The 19,617-nt window shown below is 70.4% G+C and carries 22 protein-coding genes; 14 read left to right on the top strand and 8 right to left on the bottom strand.

The annotated features are described in order from the left end of the window. Positions 1-21: 21 nt before the first annotated feature. The 4 genes from HRL51_RS07840 to HRL51_RS07825 are packed head-to-tail and all read right to left on the bottom strand — an operon-like array spanning position 22 to position 3,582. Positions 22-687, bottom strand: a complete 666-nt coding sequence (locus HRL51_RS07840) for a response regulator transcription factor (RefSeq protein ID WP_172191147.1) — start codon at positions 685-687, stop codon at positions 22-24. Continuing rightward, positions 684-1,823, bottom strand: a complete 1,140-nt coding sequence (locus tag HRL51_RS07835) for a sensor histidine kinase (RefSeq protein ID WP_172191145.1) — start codon at positions 1,821-1,823, stop codon at positions 684-686. Before HRL51_RS07835 ends, HRL51_RS07840 begins: the two co-directional genes overlap by 4 nt. Continuing rightward, on the bottom strand, positions 1,820-2,650 hold the full coding sequence (locus tag HRL51_RS07830; RefSeq protein WP_172191143.1) for an ABC transporter: 831 nt from the start codon (positions 2,648-2,650) through the stop codon (positions 1,820-1,822). Before HRL51_RS07830 ends, HRL51_RS07835 begins: the two co-directional genes overlap by 4 nt. Before the next feature lie 14 nt (positions 2,651-2,664). Further along, positions 2,665-3,582, bottom strand: a complete 918-nt coding sequence (locus HRL51_RS07825) for an ABC transporter ATP-binding protein (protein WP_172191141.1) — start codon at positions 3,580-3,582, stop codon at positions 2,665-2,667. 201 nt (positions 3,583-3,783) lie between these two features. Between HRL51_RS07825 and HRL51_RS07820 the strand changes: the two genes are divergently transcribed. Next, the gene (locus tag HRL51_RS07820; RefSeq protein WP_172191139.1) at positions 3,784-5,322 is read left to right on the top strand and encodes an alanine/glycine:cation symporter family protein; all 1,539 of its coding nucleotides are present in this window, start codon (positions 3,784-3,786) and stop codon (positions 5,320-5,322) included. Between the two features lie 10 nt (positions 5,323-5,332). Here HRL51_RS07820 and HRL51_RS07815 read toward each other — a convergent pair whose 3' ends face one another. Genes HRL51_RS07815 through HRL51_RS07805 form a run of 3 tightly spaced genes read right to left on the bottom strand, consistent with a single transcriptional unit; the run spans position 5,333 to position 7,340 of the window. Next, a complete protein-coding gene (locus tag HRL51_RS07815; protein ID WP_172191137.1) occupies positions 5,333-6,097 on the bottom strand; it encodes a hypothetical protein in 765 nt (254 codons plus the stop codon). Next, complete coding sequence (locus HRL51_RS07810; protein WP_244960137.1) at positions 6,094-6,921, bottom strand: ATP-binding cassette domain-containing protein; 828 nt, start codon at positions 6,919-6,921, stop codon at positions 6,094-6,096. Before HRL51_RS07810 ends, HRL51_RS07815 begins: the two co-directional genes overlap by 4 nt. Then, on the bottom strand, positions 6,918-7,340 hold the full coding sequence (locus HRL51_RS07805; protein ID WP_172191135.1) for a GntR family transcriptional regulator: 423 nt from the start codon (positions 7,338-7,340) through the stop codon (positions 6,918-6,920). Before HRL51_RS07805 ends, HRL51_RS07810 begins: the two co-directional genes overlap by 4 nt. Before the next feature lie 282 nt (positions 7,341-7,622). On the opposite strand from HRL51_RS07805, the gene rpsP reads away from it, so the two are divergent. The 12 genes from rpsP to HRL51_RS07745 all read left to right on the top strand — a co-directional run bounded on the left by rpsP (position 7,623) and on the right by HRL51_RS07745 (position 17,666). Next, positions 7,623-8,102, top strand: coding sequence for a 30S ribosomal protein S16 (gene rpsP / locus HRL51_RS07800; RefSeq protein ID WP_172191133.1), 480 nt, complete (start codon positions 7,623-7,625; stop codon positions 8,100-8,102). A 1-nt stretch (position 8,103) separates the two neighbouring features. Beyond that, on the top strand, positions 8,104-8,340 hold the full coding sequence (locus tag HRL51_RS07795) for an RNA-binding protein (RefSeq protein ID WP_003786440.1): 237 nt from the start codon (positions 8,104-8,106) through the stop codon (positions 8,338-8,340). Positions 8,341-8,447: 107 nt separating this feature from the next. After that, positions 8,448-9,041, top strand: coding sequence for a ribosome maturation factor RimM (gene rimM / locus HRL51_RS07790; RefSeq protein ID WP_172120946.1), 594 nt, complete (start codon positions 8,448-8,450; stop codon positions 9,039-9,041). Between the two features lie 11 nt (positions 9,042-9,052). Then, positions 9,053-10,477 (top strand): tRNA (guanosine(37)-N1)-methyltransferase TrmD, encoded by a 1,425-nt coding sequence (gene trmD / locus HRL51_RS07785; RefSeq protein ID WP_172121004.1) that lies wholly within the window; start codon positions 9,053-9,055, stop codon positions 10,475-10,477. A 221-nt stretch (positions 10,478-10,698) separates the two neighbouring features. Further along, positions 10,699-11,049: a 50S ribosomal protein L19 gene (rplS, locus tag HRL51_RS07780; RefSeq protein ID WP_172120945.1), complete on the top strand. Its 351-nt coding sequence runs from the start codon at positions 10,699-10,701 to the stop codon at positions 11,047-11,049. A gap of 130 nt (positions 11,050-11,179) precedes the next feature. Further along, the gene (gene lepB / locus HRL51_RS07775; RefSeq protein ID WP_172120944.1) at positions 11,180-12,007 is read left to right on the top strand and encodes a signal peptidase I; all 828 of its coding nucleotides are present in this window, start codon (positions 11,180-11,182) and stop codon (positions 12,005-12,007) included. Next, entirely contained in the window at positions 12,004-12,759 is a 756-nt protein-coding gene (locus HRL51_RS07770) for a ribonuclease HII (RefSeq protein ID WP_244960136.1), read from the top strand. Before lepB ends, HRL51_RS07770 begins: the two co-directional genes overlap by 4 nt. 61 nt (positions 12,760-12,820) lie before the next feature. Continuing rightward, positions 12,821-13,123 carry a DUF2469 domain-containing protein gene (locus tag HRL51_RS07765; RefSeq protein ID WP_172120943.1) on the top strand — a complete coding sequence of 101 codons (303 nt, stop codon included), beginning with the start codon at positions 12,821-12,823 and terminating at the stop codon, positions 13,121-13,123. Positions 13,124-13,270: 147 nt separating this feature from the next. Beyond that, positions 13,271-13,711 carry a YraN family protein gene (locus HRL51_RS07760; RefSeq protein WP_172191131.1) on the top strand — a complete coding sequence of 147 codons (441 nt, stop codon included), beginning with the start codon at positions 13,271-13,273 and terminating at the stop codon, positions 13,709-13,711. Further along, positions 13,708-15,276: a YifB family Mg chelatase-like AAA ATPase gene (locus HRL51_RS07755; protein WP_172191129.1), complete on the top strand. Its 1,569-nt coding sequence runs from the start codon at positions 13,708-13,710 to the stop codon at positions 15,274-15,276. The genes HRL51_RS07760 and HRL51_RS07755 overlap by 4 nt, the downstream gene beginning before the upstream one ends. After that, positions 15,273-16,619 (top strand): DNA-processing protein DprA, encoded by a 1,347-nt coding sequence (gene dprA, locus HRL51_RS07750; protein WP_172191127.1) that lies wholly within the window; start codon positions 15,273-15,275, stop codon positions 16,617-16,619. Before HRL51_RS07755 ends, dprA begins: the two co-directional genes overlap by 4 nt. A 69-nt stretch (positions 16,620-16,688) precedes the next feature. Then, positions 16,689-17,666 (top strand): tyrosine recombinase XerC, encoded by a 978-nt coding sequence (locus HRL51_RS07745; protein ID WP_172191118.1) that lies wholly within the window; start codon positions 16,689-16,691, stop codon positions 17,664-17,666. On the opposite strand, the gene HRL51_RS07740 is transcribed toward HRL51_RS07745, so the two are convergent. Further along, entirely contained in the window at positions 17,663-18,310 is a 648-nt protein-coding gene (locus tag HRL51_RS07740; RefSeq protein WP_172191116.1) for a M23 family metallopeptidase, read from the bottom strand. The two genes, HRL51_RS07745 and HRL51_RS07740, sit on opposite strands and share 4 nt — an antisense overlap. Before the next feature lie 448 nt (positions 18,311-18,758). Between HRL51_RS07740 and rpsB the strand changes: the two genes are divergently transcribed. Beyond that, complete coding sequence (rpsB, locus tag HRL51_RS07735) at positions 18,759-19,607, top strand: 30S ribosomal protein S2 (RefSeq protein ID WP_172120937.1); 849 nt, start codon at positions 18,759-18,761, stop codon at positions 19,605-19,607. Positions 19,608-19,617 lie beyond the last annotated feature (10 nt).

Genomic DNA, 19,617 nt, shown 5'->3' with positions numbered 1-19,617 from the left:
AGGGGCGCCTCCGGTCTCGCGTCAGAGCCACCCGTTGGACTCTGCGGCGCGGGCTGCCTCGACCCGGTTGCGTGAGCCTGTCTTCGCGATGGCCGAGGACAGGTAGTTGCGCACCGTGCCCTCACCCAGGCTCAGCTGCACCGCGACGTGGGGTGCGTCCAGACCCTTCCCAGCCAGGCGCAGGACCTCGCGCTCCCGCTCGGTCAGGGGGTTCGGGCCCAGCAGCACCGACTCCTGGGCCAGCATCGGGTCGATGACACGCAGGCCTGCGTGCACCTTGCGCACCGCCTCGGCGAGCTCGGTCGGGGGAGTGTCCTTGACAAGGAAACCGCTCGCTCCCACCTCAATCGCCCGTGAGAGATAACCAGGACGACCAAAGGTCGTGACAATGATGCTGCGGCAGCGGACGGAGCCAGTGCTGCGCATCGCTGCGATCTGCTCGGCAGCCCATAGCCCGTCGCCGTCTGGCATCTCGATGTCCAGCAGCGCCACGTCCACCCCGCCCGAGCGCACGCGCTCGACAGCCTCACGGCCCGTGCCGACCTGAGCCACGACCTCAAGGTCGTGCTCCAGACCGAGCAGCGTGGCCAGCGCCCCGCGCACAAGTGCCTGATCATCGGCCACGAGCAGACGGATGCTGCCCTGTCTCGGTAGGCGCTCGGCTGAGCCTGGATGCGTCGTGGTCATAGCGTGACCTCCACCGTAGCTCCCTCACCTGTTCCGCCGGCCAGCCCTGGGCCGGCGACCCGAAGCTGCCCACCCACGGCCTCCACCCGCTCCCGCAGGCCGCTCAGGCCGTTGCCGGGGCCGTGACCCCGCAGGCCCGCTCCGTCATCGGCCACCGTGAGCCGACCGGGCGCGAGCCTGACGACAACGCGACGCGCACCGGCATGGCGCAGCACGTTCGTCGTCGCCTCCCGCAGCGCCCAGGAGAGCACCTCACGCTGAGGCAGCGGGATGTCGCGAGCACGCCCATGGATCTGAGCATCAATGTCTGCCGCAGCGAACGCGGTGGCTGAGGCTTCTAACTGGCTGGCCAGGTCAGGGGTACGCAGGCGAGTGACCGTGGTGCGCACATCAGCCAGGGCAGTGCGGGACAACGTCACGATCTCATCCATCTCGACCTGAGCGGCGGCAGGATCGACGCTGACGAGCCGCTGGGCGACCTCAGCCTTGAGAGTGAGGACGGTCAGCGAGTGACCGAGGATGTCGTGGACGTCCCGGCTGATCTCCTCACGTTCACGGGCCGCCGTGAGCTCACGGTCCGCAGTCCGACGTCGCTCAGTCGTCTCGTCTCCGATCCGGGCGATGACGACGACGAGGCACGACAGGCTACAGCCGGCCACCAGCCACGTGGTCTCCAGAGGCTCTGAGGAGGCCACCGCTGCCAAGATGCTGCCGGCGCACAGGGTGGTCACGATGCTCAGGCCGGTGGCCAGACGGGTTCCGAAGAGGAGGACGGCCGAGAGGTAGGGAAGGAAGTACACGCACCACCAGCCCAGGAACGGCAGGCACAGTGCAGCTGGTAGAGCAAGGAGCGCCAGGTAGCGCAGCAGCGGACGTACCTGTTGTGCCGGGCTCGTCTCGGGAGGCAGCAGGTCCCACGAGGGCATGGTGGAGACCGTGTAGCCGTAGAGGAGGATGAAGGCGACGACGGCTCCGGCTGTGGTGGCCCGCACAGCGACGGAGGTGTCCGCCTCCACGATCATCCCCAGAAGGAACAGCAGGAAGACGACCCACAAGGAGGCGCTCCAGTTAACCTGGCGATACCAGGGCCTGGCGTCCTCCTCTGCCCGGTGGTCGCGGGCCATCGGGCTTCTCACCGCCGGGCTCCCGTGCGTCGGCGGGCTGCTAGGCAGACCAGGGAGAAGAGAGCTGTCCACGCCACCAGGTTAGCGAGCGTGTACCAGACGGGCTCGTGGACGATGCCGTCCATCGTGGCGACGACGTCGCCCTGCAGCGCCCAGGTCGCGAGGGTCCCTGCTCCGTAGAGCGGGGTGTAGTGAGCGATGGTGAACAGGACGCCGCTCAGCGGCATGAAGATCCCCGCAAGAAAAGCGAAGACGGCTACTGAGGAGCTGGCGACGCCAACCGCGGTCCTGGACGGGACCCACAGCCCAGCAGCCAGCCCGAATACAGAGAAGGGGACAGCCGGCAGCATGGCGAGCGCAAGTGAAGCCAACCAGCGCCCGGCGGAGTCGACCTGCGCGCCCGTCGCGGCGCCAGCGCCGAAAATGAGAAGCACTGGCAGGACCGAGATCACGGCGGCACTCGTAAGCTTGGCGAGCAGGTAGGCTCGCAGGCCACCGCTGGTGAGGGAGACCTGCCTGCCCCATCCCTCGGCCATCTCGACGGCGGAGGAGGCGGTAAGGGCAGTGGCGCTGATCGCCACCGAGTACGCCGCCATGTTGATCATGACGGAGGCCGTGATGTTGCCGTGACCGACGGAGGCTGACTCGAAGGCGTTGATCGTCCCGAACAGCAGGTACATACCCAGCGGCATGATGATGGTGAAGAAGACCGTGTCCAGACGCCTGAGGGTAGTCGTGATCTCGATACGCGCGTAGGTCCAGGGGAAGCCTGTTGCCGGGATCGTGGCTGTGGTGGCCGGCCCTACGGCCGGATCTGTGGCGGGGGCTGTGCTGGTCATGGTGGGACTCCTGGTCAGTGAGCGGACACGAGGGAGGTAAAGACGTCGTCGAGGCTGGCGGTCTCGACGCCCAGGTGCTGAGCCGGCGTCGAGGTCAGCAGCAGGCGGGCGACGTCGTCGGAGGAGGACGTGCGGATCTCGACGTGCTCGCCGTGCACGACGACGGACGAGACTGTCTGGGCGAGAGCGCTCAGCGCCTCCTTGATGCGCGCCTCAGTGGCGCCTGGCCACGTTGCCGTCACGGTGGCGGTTGGTGCGCTGCCGCGTAGCTCGTCAACGGTGCCGTCAGCCACGAGGCGGCCACGGTCGATGATGACGATCCGGTCGGCGAATTCCGAGGCCTCTGCCAGGTAGTGGGTGGCCAAGACCAGGGAGAGACTGTGCTGCTGCGTCTGCTGACGCATGGTGGTCCAGAACTCGGCGCGCGCCGTGACGTCCATGCCGGTGGTGGGCTCGTCGAGGATGAGCAGCTCAGGGTTGGCCAGGAGGGCGAGCGCCAGGCGCAGGCGCTGACGCTCACCGCCCGAGAGCCTGCTGACCTTGCGCGACAGCAGCTGGTCGAGCCGCGTTCGCTCGACGACGGCGCTGACGTCTGGGCGCCTGGCCTGGAGCGAGGCGACGACCTGCAGGGTCTGGCGCACGGACAGATCAGGCAGGAGTCCACCGTCCTGGAGAACGGCTCCCACCTGGCCGCGCCTGACAGCCTCGGCAGGCGAGGTGCCGAGCACACGCACGCTGCCGGAGGTGGGCTGGGTCAAGCCCATGACGATGTCGAGGGTGGTGGACTTACCGGCGCCGTTGGGGCCGAGGAAGGCCAGGACCTCACCGGGCTGGACGGTCAGGCTCAGCCCGTCCACGGCCTGGACCGGCCCGAAGGACTTGTGCAGGTCCGTGATCTCGATGGCGGGTACTGAGGCGGTCGTTGTACTCATGCCTCAAGAGTCAGTGAGGAGCAGGAAGAGCGGTACTGGTGGCTGTCACTGCCTGCGCATGACAGGTGTCATGGGCAGGGCTCGGAGCCTTGCGGATCGGTCCTGTCCGTGGACCGGGCGACGGCGCAGCCTGCGCCAACAGGTATCCTCACCGCCGCCCCACCGGTCCTCCTGCCGGTTCCCGACCCCGAGAGGAGCACTGTGCCCGCCACCGTGCCGACCCTCCTCGTCTCCTCCGTGACCTCGGTCCTGACCGACTCGCTGTCCGGCTTTGAGTCCCTCGTCTCCGGCAAGGTCCTCATCTGGCTGCTGATCGCCACCGGGGGATACCTCACTGTCCGCACGCGCGCGGTCCAGCTGCGGCTGCTGGCCAGGTCGGTCGCGCTCGTGGCCCGCTCACGTCGTCAACGCGGCTCCCTGTCCAGCTTCCAGGCCTTCGTGATCGGGCTGGGCGGGCGCGTGGGGACCGGCAACATTGCCGGGGTCGCGCTCGCGGTGACGCTCGGTGGCCCGGGCGCCCTGCTGTGGATGTGGGTGGTGGCGCTGCTGGGCATGGCCACCTCCTTCGCCGAGTCCACCCTGGCCCAGGTCTTCAAGGTGCGCGCGGCCGACGGGATCTTTCGCGGAGGCCCGGCCTACTACATGGAACGAGGACTTGCCCTCTACGGCAGGCCTGGCCTGGCGCGGCTGGGACGTTGGACGGGCCTGACCTTCGCCGCGATGCTGGTGTTCTCCTACGGCCTCATCTTCCCTATGGTGCAGTCCAACACCATCGCCGTGACGGTCCAGTCCTCCCACGGCGTCGCTACCTGGGTCACGGCGCTCGTGCTCATGGCGGTCACGGCCCCGATCCTGCTGGCAGGCATGCGCGCGGTCGCCAGGGTGACCGAGTGGCTGGTGCCGGTCATGGCCCTGGCCTATCTCGCCGTCGTCGCCGTGGTCATCATCGTCTCAGCCCCTCGCGTGCCGGGCGTGCTTGCCGACGTCGTCGCTGGTGCCCTCAACCTGCGCGCGGGGCTGGCGGGTACCGGAGGAGGGCTCTTCGCCACCTTCCTCAACGGCGTCAAGCGCGGTCTGTTCTCCAACGAGGCCGGTCAGGGCTCCTCGCCCAACGGCGCCGCAACTGCCGACGTCGCCCATCCGGTGGTCCAGGGGCTCATCCAGGCCCTCGGCGTCTTCATCGACACCATCATCATCTGTACCGCTACCGGCCTGACGATCCTGCTGGCCTCGCCTCAGGTCTACACCCCTGGGGTGGAGCCGGACTGGGCGGAGACGACGCTGGTCCAGCACGCGCTGGCCGACGCGCTGCCGGGAGCCTGGGTGGTGTGGTTCATGAGCTTCCTCGTCATCACCTTCGCCTACTCCTCGGTGCTGGGCTACTCCAGCTTCGCTGAGATCAACGTCGGCTACCTCGGTGGTGGCAGCCGGGCCGGTATAGCGCTGCGTCTGGCGATGACGGCGGCCACGGGCCTAGGGGCGGTGGTGGCCCTGGACCTGGCCTGGGTGCTGGCGGACGTGGCCCTGGCCCTGATGACGATCCTCAACCTCGTGGCCGTGCTGTGGTTGGGGCGCTGGGTCTTTGCCGCCCTGCGCGACTACGACGACCAGCGCCGCCGCGGCGTGGCTGAACCGGCCTTCGTGGGCGTGGGTAACCCGTTGCTGCCCAGGGACGTGCCCGGGGACGTGTGGACCGCGCAGCGGGCGCGTGAGCGTGTACAGACCCTGGACGAGGGCTGAGGCGGTGCAGCTAACCGCGTGGCTCCCAGCGCAGCACGGCTCGCCAGGCCAGTAACGGGCCGAGCAGGAGGGACCAGCCCCAGCTGACCAGGCCGGCGGACCAGGGGGCGAATACGAGGGCGAGACTGGGCAGGAAGGTGTGGAAGCCGAGTAGAGCCCGTGTCGAGGCTCCCGGGCCAACGACGGTAAGCTCAGTGGGCCCGGTGAGCATGGAGCCAGCGACCACGAGGATGACCAGCCCCAGCAAGGCCCAGGACCAGGAGGCATGGCGCACTCCGCCGTGGAGCATCATGAAGGTCAGCACAAAGGCATTGGCTCCCACACAGGCCAGGACCCATCCAAGCACGGACCACGGTGTCAGGGGGCCAGCGTCAGCTGTGCCTGGGCTGGTCAGTGCCGTCACCGTGGTCAGCAGGATCCAGGGCAGCTGCACCACCGTGTAGCACACGATGATGCCCGCGCCCGCGCCCAGCGCTGTCCGGCGGGGCAGGCCCGTGCCCAGGGCCGTGCGCAAGAATCCGGCAGCCCTGCCGGTCAGGAGGCAGCCGAGAAGCATCAGCCAGTGCGAGAGGCCGACCAGGGTCTGCGCCATCGGGGTGTGCCGGGCAGCGGCCAGGCCCAGGCTGATGAGGACCAGGACAAGCTCGACAACGCCGGCCGTGATGAGCTCCCGACCGCACAGCTCACGGGTGACCTGGCTCCAGGTGGCCAGTGGCCGGGGCCAGGTCTGCTCCCGCGGTGTGCGTGCAGGCAGGATGCGGGGGATCAGCGTCATGGTGTCCTCCTTGACACGTGCTCCAGGACGTCGGTGAGGTTGGCCAGTGGCATGCCTGGCGGTGTCACCTCTTGACGCAGCTCGTCTGCTCCGCCGCACGCGACCACCCGGTTGCCACCCTGGGCTCGGCCCAGAATGACGACGTCCTCCAGCAGGTTCTCGATCTCGCTGACCTCGTGGGAGGCGATGATGATGGTGGGGTGCTCGTAGGTGTACTGCTCCAGCAGCGTGTCCCAGAAACGGCGTCGTATGACGGCGTCCATACCCAGGTGCACCTCGTCTAAAAGCAGGACGGGGGAGTGGGAGGCCAGGGCGAAGGCAGCGTCCACGGCCGAGCGCTGCCCCTGGGACAACCGGGCAGGGATGGAGTCAGGATCGACCCCAAGCAGGTGCAGGTACCGCTCGGCCTCGCGGGTCTGCCACAGGGGGCGAGTGAGCTCCCAGATGCGGAAGGAAGCGGTGAGGCTGTGGCTCTCCATCAGCGAGCGCCGGGTCCCCAGTAGCGTGATCGCGGCTCGTGGTGCGGCATGGTCCCACACGGGGTGGCCGTTGAGGGTGACCTGTCCGGTCACAGGCCGACGCAGGCCGGATGCCACGGACAACAGCGTGGACTTGCCCGTGCCGTTGCGCCCCAGGAGCCCGGTGATGACGCCGGGGCGGAAGGTCACGCTCAGCTCCCGCAGGGGCCATTCCTGGTGGGGCAGGTGCCGGGCGAGCCAGCCGTAGGCGTGGCCCACGCCCTCCAGGCGCAGCTCGGGACCGCATCCCATCTGCTCCAGGACCCGGCGAGAGCTCAAGAGGTCCTCGGCGTCGATGGTGGTCATATCTCCTCCTGGGAACCGGCAGTGGTGGACTGGGGCAGGCGGGTGGGCCGAGCGCTGGCGAGGTAGTCGCGGGCAGCCTGAAGGATCTCGGCGTCAGTCAGGCCGAGAACCTGGCCGGTGGCGAGTGCGGGCCCGAGGACCTCGGCCGTGTAGGAACGGCGGCGAGTGGCCTGTAGCGCCGCACGTGCGCCGTCGGCGACGAACATGCCGATGCCGCGGTGCTTGACCACAAGGCCCTCGTCCACAAGTAGTGCGACAGCCTTGTTCGCAGTGGCGGGGTTGATGCGGTAGCGGGTGGCGTACTCGGTGGTGGAGGTCAGGCGGGCACCGTCCGCCAGTGAGGCGGAGAGGATCTGGAGGCGGATCTCCTCAGCGATCTGGAGGTAGATCGGGGTGGCGTCGTCGAAGGAACGGGGCACGACGGTCACCTCCTCGTTGGTTAGTTACCTAACTAATGAACCAGGAGAGGTGGGGGGATGTCAAGAGGATGCTGTGGGCGATCTCGCACGAACAGGACGATGGCGGCGCCCGCTCGGGCTGGCCCCCTGGCTATCCGCTCTGGCAGAATGACCGGCTGTACTCGGACGTGGAGCGGCCCCTCTCCCTCTCCTCGCCCCAGTCTCGGCACCCGCCGGAAACCGTTGCTTGACCCCACCGGGGACCAGCGCGCGCCAACCAACCAGAACCAGGAGTTCAACCAAGTGGCAGTCAAGATTCGCCTCAAGCGCATGGGCAAGAAGTTCCAGCCCTTCTACCGCGTCGTCGTCCTGGACGGCCGTAAGAAGCGGGACGGCCGTGTCATCGAGGAGATCGGCGTCTACGACCCGATGCAGGAGCCCTCGCTCATCCGCATCGACTCGGAGCGCGTGAAGTACTGGCTCGGCGTGGGCGCCCAGCCCTCCGACACCGTCTTCAACCTGCTGAAGATCACCGGCGACTACCAGGCCTTCAAGGGCCTGCCCCTCCCTGAGGGCAAGCTCAAGGTCAAGGACGCCGACGCCGCCGCCGCGGCGAAGGAGGAGGCTGTCAAGGCTGCTGCCGCCGACGCTGAGAAGCGCAAGGCCGCGGCTGCCGAGGCCAAGGCCAAGGCTGAGAAGGAGGCTGCTGAGGCGGCCGCCGCCGAGGCCAAGGCTGAGGAGCCCTCCGAGGAGTCCGCTGAGGCTCCGGCCGAGGAGGCCTGATATGCTGGCCGACGCGCTCGAGCACCTCGTGCGTGGCATCGTCGACAACCCTGACGACGTCACCGTCACCTCCCGCTCGCTGCGACGCGGCGACCTGCTGGAGGTGCGCGTCAACCCCGAGGACCTCGGACGCGTCATCGGCCGCTCCGGCCGCACCGCCCGTGCGCTGCGCACGGTCGTCGGTGCGTTGGCAGACTCGCCCGTCCGCGTCGACGTCGTCGACACCGACCGGCGCTGAGAGCCCGGAGCACGACTCGCGACCGAGCCGGCTGATCACAGCCAGGTGACTCTCACCCACGTCGCCCGGCCCCGCACAGGGGCCGGGCGACGCTGTATCTTGAGCGCGTGCTCCTGACAGTCGCCATCATCGGGCCCGCCCACGCCCTCAAGGGTGAGGTCCGCCTTGAGATCCGAACCGACGACCCGGAGGGCAGGCTCACCCCGGGGACGGCGCTGCCCACCGAGCCGTCAGAGGTGGGGCCGCTGACCGTCTCCCGTCTGCGCTTTGACGGCCAGCGCTGGTTCGCGGCCTTCGAGCAGGTTCGGGACCGTACCTCGGCCGAGGCGCTGCGCGGGGTACGCCTGCTGGTGGACACCGACGAGGACGAGGGCGACGAGGACGAGGAGTCCTGGTACGCCTACGAGCTCGTCGGCCTTCAGGCGCTGAAGGTGCCGGACGGTGCCGAGGACGGAGACCAGATGGTTCTCGGTGAGGTCATCGACCTTGAGCCCGGTGTCGCCCAGGACCGGCTCGTCGTGCGTACCCCGGAGGGTGCGCGTGTGGCCGTCCCCTTCGTCGAGGAGCTCGTGCCTGAGATCGACCTCGGTGCCGGGACCGTGACGATCGACCCGCCTGGTGGCCTGTTCCCCGGGCTCGGGCAGGCCGAGCAGACTGAGGAGACTGGCAGCCGTGGCGCCCAGAGGGAGGACGCCGAGTGAGCGCTGAGACCCTGCGCCTGGACGTGCTGACGATCTTCCCCGACTACCTGCGCGTGCTGGACCTGTCCCTGATCGGCAAGGCGGCGGAGACGGGGCTGCTCGACCTCAAGGTGCACGACCTGCGCTCCTGGACCCGTGATCGCCACCGCACCGTTGACGACACTCCGCTGGGCGGCGGCGCAGGCATGGTGATGAAGCCCGACGTGTGGGGCAGGGCGCTGGACGAGGTGCTTGGCGGCCCCGAGGACGGCCAGACCCCGGCCGAGCGGCCGACCCGCCAGGTTCTCGTCATCCCGACACCCTCCGGCGAGGTCTTCACCCAGCGGGTAGCCGAGGACCTGGCTGGTGCCGACCAGATCGTCTTCGCCTGCGGACGCTACGAGGGGATCGACGCCCGCGTCGCCCAGCACTATCGCTCGACCGGCCTCGATGTCCGAGAGCTGTCCATAGGCGACTACGTCCTCAACGGCGGGGAGGTCGCCTCCCTGGTCATGATCGAGGCCGTCACCCGTCTGCGTCCCGGGGTGCTGGGCAATCCTGACTCGGTTGTCGAGGAGTCCCACTCCAGCGCCGGCCTGCTGGAGTACGCGGTCTACACCCGGCCGGTGTCCTGGCGCGGCCTGGACCTGGCCGAGAGCTGGCCGGAGCTGCTGGGAGGAAACCACGCCCTGATCGCGCGCCAGCGGCGGGACCAGGCCATCGCCAGGACCGCTCAGCGGCGCCCGGACATGATCGAGCGCCTGGACCCCTCCGCTCTCGACAGCGCGGACCACGCCGCCCTGGCCCGGTGCGGGTGGGTCGTCCCGCCAGAGGCCGAGCACCCGGTGCGCGTGGTGCTGCGTCCCGCGCTCGCGCAGGACGTACCGGCGCTCGCCGCCCTGGCGGCGCGCACCTTCCCTGACGCCTGCCCGGCCTTCCTCTCCGCCGACCAGGTGGCCGAGCACGTCGCGACGGCGCTGAGCCCGCAGCGCCTGTCGACCTGGGTGGCTGATCCTCGTGTCGTCGTCAACGTCGCGTACCTGGAGGACGATCTTCCGCACGGCTCGGTGCGCGGGGAGGAGCTGGTGGGCTACAGCGTCGTCATCGCCGAGAGCGCGGACGACGACGGCGCCCTGCCTCCGGGCCTGGACGCTCGACCGTCCTGTGTCGCCCTGCCCGAGGAGGGCGGGTCCCAGGACCTGGTCGCCGAGCTGTCCAAGGTCTACGTCGACAACCGGCTGCGTGGCTCCGGGCTGGCGTCCCTGCTGCTGGAGGAGGCAGCCTGTGACGCCCGGACCATGGGGGTGGAGCTCTTGTGGCTGGGCACCCACGAGGGAAACAGGCGCGCCCAGAGGTCCTACAAGCGCGCAGGCTTCGCCAAGGTCGGGACGCGTTCCTACGACGTCGGCGGACACCGCTGCCGGGACGTGGTCATGGCGCGCTCCCTGGCCGGGTAGGTCACCAAGGTCACGCAGGACCGCCTCGCCGCCTGGCCACGAGGTGTGACAGACTGGTCGCGCTTCCAGGCCCTGGCGAGGCTCTGCCACTGGGGAGGCCGCCGTGAGGGGAGCTGGGAGCGCACGTACCGGTGCAGCCCGGGCCTCGGTGTGAGCCGAGCGTCCGCGCGGCACCATGAACCAAGCGCCCATGACCAGTGGCACGAGCGTGGAGAATGAGCATGACCAACCTGATCGACGAGATCAACGCCGCGTCGCTGCGCGACGACGTTCCCGCCTTCCGCGCCGGTGACACCCTCAAGGTGCACGTCAAGGTCGTCGAGGGTAGCCGGAGCCGTATCCAGGTCTTCCAGGGCATCGTCATCGGTCGCCAGGGCTCTGGCGTGGGCGAGACCTTCACCATCCGCAAGGTCTCCTTCGGCGTGGGCGTGGAGCGTACCTTCCCGCTGCACACCCCTAGCATCGACAAGATCGAGGTCGTCACCCGTGGTGACGTCCGCCGCGCCAAGCTGTACTACCTGCGCAACCTGCACGGCAAGGCCGCCAAGATCAAGGAGCGTCGCGAGGACTGAGAGCCTGGCTCTCCCCGCGCTCATCGGCGTTGCCCGGAGCCCGTCCGGGCTCCGGGCAACGCCTTACCCACACTTCTTTCCGCAGCCGAGGACGACGACCGCGGCGCCGTGGCGCCGTCGAGAGGACCACATGACTCTCAGCCCGCACGAGGCGCTGCCTGAGCCGGACCAGCCCACAGCGGCTGATCCGCACGAGGAGGTCGCGGAGCCCGAGGAGCTGCCTCCTTCCTACCCTCCTGCGCGACTGCCGCAGCGTAGCGACGAGGAGCCTGAGGCTCCTCGAAAGAGAAAACGCGGGTCCACCTTCCTCGTCTTCGTCCTGGCTCTGGTAGCCGCGGCACTACTCAAGAGCTTTGTCCTGCAGTGGTTCGAGATCCCCTCCGGGTCGATGGAGGACACCCTGACGGTGGGGGACCGCGTGGCGGTCACGATGTACGACTCCACCAGCGTCTCCCGTGGTGACGTCGTCGTCTTCCGGGACCCTGACAGCTGGCTGACCGTGACCGACCCTACGGGCCTGCGAGGTCTGGCCCGCGACACCCTCGTGCTCCTCCGTCTGCTTCCCGAGGACTCTGGGCACCACCTCATCAAGCGCGTGATCGGGATGCCGGGTGACCACGTCGTGGCTGACGGGCAGGGATCCCTGAGCGTCAACGGCGTCGAGCTGGACGAGCCCTATCTCAAGGAAGGCGTCTCCGCCTCGACCATCGCCTTCGACGTGACGGTGCCGGAGGGCTGTGTGTGGGTCATGGGGGACAACCGCTCCAACTCCGCCGACTCGCGCTACCACCAGGACGACGCGCACCACGGCTTCGTCCCCCTGGACGACGTCGTGGGCGTGGCCAAGGCCATCGTCTGGCCAGCCGGACGGTGGGGGTCCCTGGGCGGAGGAGAGGACGTCTTCACCACTGTGCCTGAGGCAGACCAGCTGGCCGGCGAGCCCGGGGACGGCGCGTGAGCCCACGGCGTCCGGCCTCCACGCGCCTGCGCCCGGACCGAGAGCTCGAGACGGAGCTGCTTGGCCGCTACCCGGTGGTGGCTGGCATGGACGAGGTCGGTCGCGGGGCGCTGGCCGGGCCTGTCAGCGTCGGCCTGGCCGTCGTCGACGCCTCCACGTCACAGGACCTCCCACCGGGGCTGGCGGACTCCAAGCAGCTGAGCCCTGCCCGTCGTGAGGCGCTGGTCGAGCCCTGCCGCAGCTGGGCCAGGGGGCACGCCGTCGCGCACGCCTCACCCGCCGAGATCGACGCGCTGGGCATCGTGGGCGCGCTGCGGCTGGCTGGTCTGCGTGCCCTGGTCGAGGTCGCCTCACGCGGTCCTGTGCCTGCGGTCGTCATCCTCGACGGCGTCGCCGACTGGCTGAGCGAGCCGGCGGACGACCTGCTCTCCGGGCTGAGCGCGTCCCAGCCCCGGCACCCGGCGGTAGCCGAGCTTGGCGACCAGATGAGGCGCCTGGGCCTGACGACCCCGCCGGTACGCATGCAGGTCAAGGCGGACGCACGCTGTGCCGTCGTGGCCGCAGCCAGCGTGCTGGCCAAGGTCGAGCGGGACCGGGTCATGACGTACCTGGAGGACCCTGGTTACGGCTGGGCCGCGAACAAGGGCTACGCCTCTCCCGCCCACGTGGAGGGGCTGCGTCGTCTGGGGGCCTGCGAGCAGCACCGGCGCTCCTGGCACCTGCCGGGCCTGGAGGCCTTCGCCACCGGCTGAGGAGGTCGACGCGCCCGGAGGGGCCGTGCGCGCCCGGGGCGTCGGCGTGCATGATGGGACGGTGAGTGCTGACGACCTCGAGTCCTACGAGAACGACCTGGAGCTAGAGCTCTACCGCGAGTACCGCGACGTCGTGTCGCTCTTCTCCTACGTGGTGGAGACCGAGCGCCGTTTCTACCTCGCCAACGCCGTGGACGTGCAGGTACGCACCAACGGCGGTGAGGTGTTCTTCGAGCTGGCCCTGGAGGACGCCTGGGTCTGGGACGTCTACAGGTCCTCGCGCTTCGTGAAGTCAGTGCACGTGGTCACCTTCAAGGACGTCAACGTCGAGGAGCTGACGAAGCCCGAGATGGAGCTGCCCTAGCCGCTCGCCTCACACGTCTCTGCCACCCCAGAGGTACTCGCCCGGGCTCCACAGCGACCTTTCCTGACCCCCTCCTCCACAGGCCTCATCAGCCGGCATCGCGCTGGGAGCTCACGGTGGGCCACAGTGGTGGCGGAGGTGGTCGACGTGACCCACACGGACGAGCAGGGGCCAGGTGTGCTCCGGGCAGGCAGCGGTACCGACCGGCGTCAGACGGGCCGCGAGGGCGAGGACCTGGCCGTGGTCTACCTCCTGGACCAGGGGTGGACCGTCCTGGAGCGTAACTGGAGGCCCCGAGGCCTGCCGGGCCTGCGAGGAGAGCTTGACGTCGTGGCTCTCGAGCCGGCTCACGACGACGAGGAACCGCTGCTGGTGGTCGTCGAGGTCAAGACCCGGACCTCGACGGCGGCAGGTGAGCCAGCCCAGGCTGTCACCGCTGGCAAGCGTCGGCGGCTGGCCCGGCTGGCCACGGCCTGGGCGGCCCGGCACGAGGTCAACCACCGTGGGCTGCGTCTGGACGTCGTCTCCGTCCTGCTGCGGGGCTCACAGCCTGCTCAGCTGCGTCACCACCGCGGGGTGTGGTCATGAGCGCGCTGGCCCGCACCCTGGCGGTGACGCTCACCGGCCTGCAGGGCCACCTTGTCGAGGTCGAGGCCCACGCCTCCTCAGGCCTGCCCGGCTTCACCCTCGTGGGACTGCCTGACGCCGCCGTGCGGGAGTCACGCGAGCGTGTGCGCTCGGCCCTGTCCACCTGTGGCGTCGCCTGGGGAGAGCGACGCGTGACCGCGAACCTGTCCCCGGCGGACCTGCCCAAGACCGGCACGGGCTTTGACCTCAGTCTCGCGCTGGCGGTCCTGGGAGCGCGTGGCGAGCTCTCGCGGTCTGCCACCCAGGTCATCGCCCGGACGGTCTTCATCGGCGAGCTCGGCCTGGACGCCTCCGTCAGGCCTGTGCGCGGGGTGCTGCCAGCCGTCTCCTGCGCAGCCCAGGCAGGGGTGCGCGACGTCGTGGTCCCTCAGGACTGCCTGGCTGAGGCCCGGCTCGTGCCCGGGGTGCAGATCCACCCGGTCGCGCACCTGGCCGAGCTCATCACCCACCTGGGTGGGACGGTGAGCGAGGCCGTCCTGGCCACCGCCCGCCAGTCCCAGGGACGGCCGGCTCCGCCGGCGAGGGCGGTCAAGCCCTCGCCGTTGCCGGACCTGACCGACGTCGTCGGGCAGCACGAGGCTCGCCACGCCCTGGAGGTCGCCGCTGCCGGCGGGCACCACCTGCTCCTCGTCGGGCCGCCGGGAGCGGGCAAGACCATGATGGCTGAGCGTCTGCCCTCGATCCTGCCGCCACTGGCCACGAGCGACGCCGTGACCGTCACCTCCCTGCACTCCGTGGCTGGCACCTTCGACGCCGAGGCCGGGCTGATCCGCACCCCTCCGCTGCGCTGCCCGCACCACACGGCGACCCGTGCCGCGGTGATCGGAGGCGGCTCGGGCCTACCTCGACCCGGCGACGTCTCCCTGGCGCACTGTGGCGTCCTCTTCCTCGACGAGGCGCCTGAGTTCCCAGCGGGCGTGCTGGACTGCCTGCGCCAGCCCCTGGAGACCGGGCACGTCACGATCGACCGCTCCGGTGGGCGTGCCACCTACCCGGCGGCCTTCCAGCTCGTCCTGGCTGCCAATCCCTGCCCGTGCGGCCGGGCCAGCGGCCGTGGGCTGGACTGCACCTGTACGTCCCTGCAGCGGCGCCGGTACTTCTCCCGGCTGTCCGGTCCGCTGCTGGACCGGGTCGACATCCAGGTCGAGGTCGCGGCAGTCTCCTCCGCCGACCTGGCCGGCGCAGGCGCGGGGGAGCCCAGCGCCGTCGTGGCCTTGCGGGTCGCCGCGGCGCGGGAGCGAGCCGCTCGGCGGCTGGAGGGCACTCCGTGGAGGCTCATGAGCCAGGTCCCCGGATCGTGGCTGCGCTCGCCACGCTCTGGCACGGACCGGGCTGGGGTCGGGATGCTCATGGACGCGCTGGACCGCGGGGACCTCACCCTACGAGGCGTCGACCGGGTGCTGCGCCTGGCGTGGACCCTGGCGGACCTGGCCGGGCTCGACGGGCCGGGAAGCGCCGAGATGGGGACGGCCCTGGCGCTGCGCACGCGGGGAGGACGGTCATGACCCCGCGGCCCACGCTGCCTTACGACCTCACCGACCCGGTGCTCGCGCGCGCCACCTGGTCGCGCCTGGCCGAGCCGGCTGACCGTGCGGCCTCCCTCCTCGTCAAGCACCTGGGCGCGAGCCAGGCGCTGGCGTGGCTGCTCGGGACGGCGCTGGACGAGGAGGGACAGGCCCGGCCTGCACCTGCTCCTCCGGTGCCCGCTCGTGGCGACCAGGCCCGGGCGAGCGCCGCCTGGAGCAAGGCGGCCGCCCGGTGGGCGCCCCGGCTGCCAGGTCTGGACATCCGCCGGGAGGTGGAGGTCCTGGAACGGATGGGAGGCAGCCTCGTGATACCTGGTGATGCCTGGTGGCCAGCAGGGGCGGACGAGCTGGCGCAGCCTCCTGTGTGCCTGTGGGTGCGTGGCGACCCGGCCCTGCTGGCCACCAGACCGGTGCCGGACGGGGGCAAGGACCGGGATGAGGCCGGGGACGACGACGGCGATGATGGTGCGGGTGCGGCACCGAGGTCTGCGCAGGCGGACCGCTTCCGCGAGGACCTGGTTCCTGACGGGGTCGCCTCCGGCACGAGCGTCGCTCTGGTGGGTTCGCGAGCCTCCACCAGGTACGGCGAGACGGTTGCGGTCCAGCTCGCCTCCCAGGTCGCGGGGCAGGGCGCGGTGGTGGTCTCCGGAGGCGCCTACGGGATCGATGCCGCAGCGCACCGCGGCGCCCTGCGCTCTGGGCGCACGATCGCGGTGTCGGCAGGTGGAGTTGACCGTCTCTACCCTGCCGGCAACGCCGTCCTCCTGGAGGAGGTCGTGGCTCACGGAGCGCTCGTTGCCGAGGTGCCACCAGGCTGCCAGCCCGGCAGGCACCGCTTCCTGTCACGCAACCGCCTCATCGCAGCGATGAGCCAGGCCACGGTCGTGGTCGAGGCGGCCTGGCGCTCAGGGGCGCTGTCCACGGCGCGGCACGCAGCCGACCTGGGTCGTCCCCTTGGTGCGGTGCCCGGTCCGGTCACCTCGATGGAGTCGGCGGGCTGCCACCGCCTCCTCCGCGAGGGAGCGGTGTGCGTGAGCGACGCCGCTGAGGTCCTTGAGCTTCTCGTCCCCCTGGGTGCTACCGACCCGGACCAGGAGAAGGACGCCGACCCTGCGCTGGCAGGCTCGGGGCTGCTGGACGGGCTGGACCGCCCGAGCGCCGCCGTGCTTGACGCCATGCCGGCGCGTGGCGCGGCGGGGGTGGAGGCTGTGGCGCGCAGCGCGGGCCTGGCGCCGCACGAGGTCGTCGCGGCCCTGGGGCTCCTGGAGCTGGCGGGGAAGGTACGACGCGGGGACGACGGGTGGAGACGGGTCACCAGGTGAGCCTGCACGACGTCGCCTGGCGGCCCTGCTGCTCCTCACAGGTTCTGCGGGCCGCATAGCCTTAAGGGCATGAACGAGGACCGACCCGCCACCCGAGGCCAGCTGCGTGAGTCCTGGAGCCGGTACCTCACCCTCCAACGAGGCCGCTCGGAGCACACCGTCCGTGCCTATGCCGGCGACCTTGACGACCTTCTCACCTTTCTCGGCGTCGGGGCCGCCGACGAGGAACCGGTGGGGCCAGCCCTGGCGAGCCTGGACCTGACCGACCTGCGTGCGTGGCTCGCTGACCTGTCAGCCACCGGCCACTCGCGCGCCACGCTGGCCCGCCGTGGCTCAGCGCTGCGCAGCTTCTCGACGTGGGCCTGGCGCCAGGGTCTGCTGGCCGGCGACGTCGCGGCCCGGCTGCGCACGCCGCGGGCCGACAACCGTCTGCCTACCGTCCTGACCCCCGCACAGGCTGGTGCGCTCCTGGAGGCGGCGGCCCAGCAGGTCCAGGAGGCGCGGCAAGCAGACGCCGACGGTGAAGGTGACGACACCGGACGCCGGGCGCTGGCGCACCGTGACCAGGCCCTGGCCGAGCTCCTCTACGCCACCGGGGTGCGGGTCTCGGAGCTGTGCGCGCTGGACCTCGATGACCTTGACCACGGGGAGCGGACGGTCCGCGTCCTGGGCAAGGGGAACAAGGAGCGGGTCGTGCCCTACGGCGTCCCGGCGGCTCGTGCGCTGGAGCGCTGGCTGGGTACGCGCCCCCGGCTGGTGCGGCAAGGAAGCAGCCAGGCGCTGTTCCTGGGCGCGCGAGGAGGACGGGTCGACCCGCGGACGGTCCGTCAGGTCGTCCACGACCTCGCCGCCCGGGCGGGGGTCCCAGACCTGGGACCCCACGGGCTCAGGCACTCGGCCGCCACGCACGTGCTGTCCGGAGGGGCGGACCTGCGCAGTGTCCAGGAGCTGCTGGGACACTCCTCGCTGTCGACGACCCAGCGCTACACCCATGTCAGCGCTGAGAGGCTGCGCGCGGTCTACGAGCAGTCCTTCCCACGCGCCTAGAGAGGCTTGAGCCGGATGACCGCCGGCTGGACCAGGCGCAGGGGGCTGACATAGACGTCGCGGCTGGTGCGGGCGCCCCAGTGCAGCGCGTCCGCGCCGTCGTCGCGGTGGCCCGGGGCAAGGTGGCCGAGACAGTCTCCGGCCCGCACGTGGTCCCCGGCGCTGACCACCGGGTCCACAGGCTCATAGGTGGTGCGGATCCCGTCAGCGTGGTCGACCGAGACCACTGCCCGCCCCGCCACGGTGCCGGCGAAGGCGACGGTCCCCTCGCCGGCGGCCAGTACCGGAGACCCTGCGGTCAGCGCCAGGTCGACGCCGCGGTGCCCGGGGCCCCAGCGCACAGCGGGAGGGTCGAAGGGCCGCAGGACGGGTGCCCGCGCCCCGGTCGGCCAGCGGTAGCGGACCTGACCCGCACCGGGAGCCTGCGGGGCGGTGCTCAGGACGACCGTCGTGAGCGCCCAGGGCGTGCTGGCGGCGGCTGGACCTGCCGCGTCCGGTGGCAGGGCGGGAGCAGGTGCTGACAGGCAGGACGAGGGAGCGGCGAGAACGGTCACGACCGCCGTCGCCAGAAGACGGAGGCGGAGGCGCGAGGGAACGTGTTGCTCACGGGAGAGGGCCGCGGAGACCGGCTGCGACGAGGACATGGCCCCAGGCTCGCGTAGCGGCCCTGCCGAGAGCGAGGCGGCCGCCCGAGGTCTGTGGAGGAGGGTGTCGCGGCAAGCACCTGTGTGTCCCCGGGGAGGGTGACGCGTACGACATCGTACGGAGGGGATTCTCCCGTCTCGGCGCCGAAAGGTGCCCTCGGCGTGTGGTAGCGTCTCGCCTGCGGCTGTCTGCGTGCCCTTCACGGGTGCTCAGTGGCTGACTTCGCGTGCCCATCCTTTCGGATACCGCGGCCGTGGTCCCGCTGCCTCAGGGGAGCGGGTGGTCGTGGGTCACGGGCACCAGGCCCTATCCGTCCTCACCGGCGGAGCCGAGTCCCTCCGGACGCGGTCACAGGGAAGAACCACCCACCGGGACGTGCCCTTCCGTCGCGCGTCCCCCGACACACGGGTGCGGAGCAACCTCTCCGTCCCCAACGAAAGGACCGTCATGGCCATCGTTACCATGCGTCAGCTCCTGGAGTCCGGCGTCCACTTCGGCCACCAGACCCGCCGCTGGAACCCCAAGATGAAGCGCTTCATCCTCACCGAGCGCAACGGCATCTACGTCATCGACCTGGTCAAGACCGTCGAGGGCATCAACACCGCCTACGACTTCGTCAAGGAGACCGTCGCCCGCGGCGGCAGCATCCTCTTCGTCGGCACCAAGAAGCAGGCTCAGGCCGCTGTGGCCGAGCAGGCCCAGCGCGTGGGCATGCCCTACGTCAACCAGCGCTGGCTGGGCGGCATGCTGACCAACTTCTCCACCGTGCGCGCCCGCCTGGACCGCATGAAGGAGCTCGAGCAGATCGACTTCGACGACGTGGCCGGCTCCGGCCGCACGAAGAAGGAGCTGCTCATGATGCGTCGCGAGAAGGACAAGCTGACCAAGACCCTTGGCGGTATCCGCGACATGTCCAAGCTCCCCGCGGCCATCTGGGTCGTGGACACCAAGAAGGAGCACCTGGCCATCGCCGAGGCCCAGAAGCTCAACATCCCGGTTATCGCGATCCTGGACACCAACTGCGACCCTGACGAGGTCACCTACGGTGTCCCAGGCAACGACGACGCCATCCGCGCCGTCTCCCTGCTGACGCGCGTCGTCGCCGACGCCGCCGCCGAGGGCCTGATGGCTCGCTCGGCCGGCCGCGCCCGCACCGGTGAGGAGGCCGAGGCCGGTACCGCCGACGCCGAGCCGCTGCCCGAGTGGGAGGCTCAGCTCCTGGCTGGCGCCGAGGCCGGCGAGGCCGCTCCCGCTGAGGCTGCACCGACCGCCGAGGCCGGCACCGAGCAGGCCTGAGCCTGGTCCA

This window comes from Actinomyces faecalis (genome assembly GCF_013184985.2).
GTDB classification, from domain to species: Bacteria; Actinomycetota; Actinomycetes; order Actinomycetales; family Actinomycetaceae; genus Actinomyces; species Actinomyces faecalis.
The sequence above is the reverse complement of the archived record's forward strand: the minus strand, read 5'-3'. Positions and strand labels throughout refer to the sequence as shown.